Annotated in this window: 2 protein-coding genes and 1 pseudogene; all 3 read right to left on the bottom strand. The window is 69.6% G+C overall.

What is annotated here, in order from left to right:
• On the bottom strand, nt 1-788 hold a 788-nt coding region (locus ABZS58_RS51285), incomplete at its 3' end, for a polysaccharide deacetylase family protein (protein ID WP_354792126.1).
• A gap of 192 nt (nt 789-980) precedes the next feature.
• A pseudogene (locus tag ABZS58_RS51280) lies at nt 981-1,357 on the bottom strand (DDE-type integrase/transposase/recombinase).
• Between the two features lie 2 nt (nt 1,358-1,359).
• On the bottom strand, nt 1,360-1,564 hold a 205-nt coding region (locus ABZS58_RS51275), incomplete at its 5' end, for a hypothetical protein (protein ID WP_354792128.1).

Raw genomic sequence — 1,564 nt, 5'->3', positions numbered from 1 at the left:
CCCGACTGCGCGCCGACGATGCGCTGGGCACCGGACGGCGGGGGCGGCGAGGATGACGCCGGGGTCGACGGCGACGAGGACGGCGAGCTCGGCGGCGGGCTGGTCGGGTTGGTGCCGTCGGGGGCGACCGCCCGGCCGGTCTGCGGGGAGATCATGCCCGCGCACAGGTTGCGTGCGGCGAGACCCTGGGCGATGCGCGGGATGGCGGCGACCGTGTTGGCCGGCCAGTCGTGCATGAGGATGATCTGGCCGTTGGTGAGCCGGCCGGCGGCCTGGACGATCGCGTCGACGCTGGCGTTGTTCCAGTCCTGCGAGTCGACGTCCCAGATGATCTGGGTCAGGCCGTAGCGTGACAGGACCGACTGCAGGGTCGAGTTGGTCTCCCCGTACGGCGGGCGGAAGAGCTTCGGGGTGCCGCCTCCGGCGTTGGCGATGGCCTGCTGGGTGCGCGACACCTCCGAGTCGATCTGGGACTGGCTCTGCTGGGTCAGGTGCGGGTGGGTGTAGCTGTGGTTGCCGACCCACATGCCGGCGTCGACCTGCGCGCGGACCTGGGCCGGGTACTGGGCGGCGTACTGGCCCTCGTTGAACATCGTGGCCCGCAGCCCGTTCTGGCGCAGGGCGTTGAGCAGGTTGCCGGTGTTGGTGCCGGGTCCGTCGTCGAAGGTGAGCCCGACGTACCCGTTGCAGGTCGCGGCGTTCGCCGGGGAGGCGGCCCAGGCGACGGCGGTGGTGATGGCCGCGGCTGCCGAGACAGCGACTGCGGTGGCGAGCAGACGGCTACGCATATTCATGGCGCGCGCGTTCCTCCTTTATAGGGCAGCGTGCAACGAACCGGTCGGCGTCCGGTTTTGACAGATGTCGATGGGGCCCAGTATTGGGTGACCTCGGCGACGGTGTCAAAGCTTTCGAAACCCCAGCTGGCGCTGTTGCATTTGCCGATCGGAGGGCGCGTTCGAGCGAGTGCCGGAGCCCGGTCTTCAGATGGCGTGGGTGAGTTCGGTGAACGCCGCGGCGACACGGAGACCCCGCGGGGCGTCGAGTCCGGGTTCGTAGTGGCCGCGTCGGAGATTCTGCATGAAGGTGTGTCCGGCGATGATCGTCTGTGCGGTCCGGTCGGTCCGTAAACCGCGCATCGGTCTGAGCCGGTGCTTGAGCTGACTGTGGTCTGCTTCTATCCGGTTGTTGGCATGCCGTTCGACGTGATGCCAGGCCCACGGGACCAGTTCGTCGAGGACTGCCGGGTACACCGGCGCCGCGTCGGTGACCACCTCGGTGGGTCGCACCTTCAACGTGGCCAGCGCCGGCGAAAGAACCGCCGTGCCGCGGCCGCGTCCCGGCGGGCGGAGACGAGCACGTCTATAACCTGGCCGTCCTGGTCGACGGCCCGGTACACAAGCCGCCGGACAGCCCGACCCGGAACCGGAACCGGAGGAGGTCATCCTCGGCGTTGACACCCACAAAGACGCCCACGTCGCCGCGATCATCACCACCCTCGGCGCCGAGCTCGCCGACGCCACCTTCCCCACCACCGCCGCCGGCTACCGCCGTCTCCTGGCCTGGG

It is taken from the genome of Dactylosporangium sp. NPDC005555 (assembly GCF_040605635.1).
Taxonomy (GTDB): Bacteria; Actinomycetota; Actinomycetes; order Mycobacteriales; family Micromonosporaceae; genus Dactylosporangium.
The sequence above is the reverse complement of the archived record's forward strand: the minus strand, read 5'-3'. Positions and strand labels throughout refer to the sequence as shown.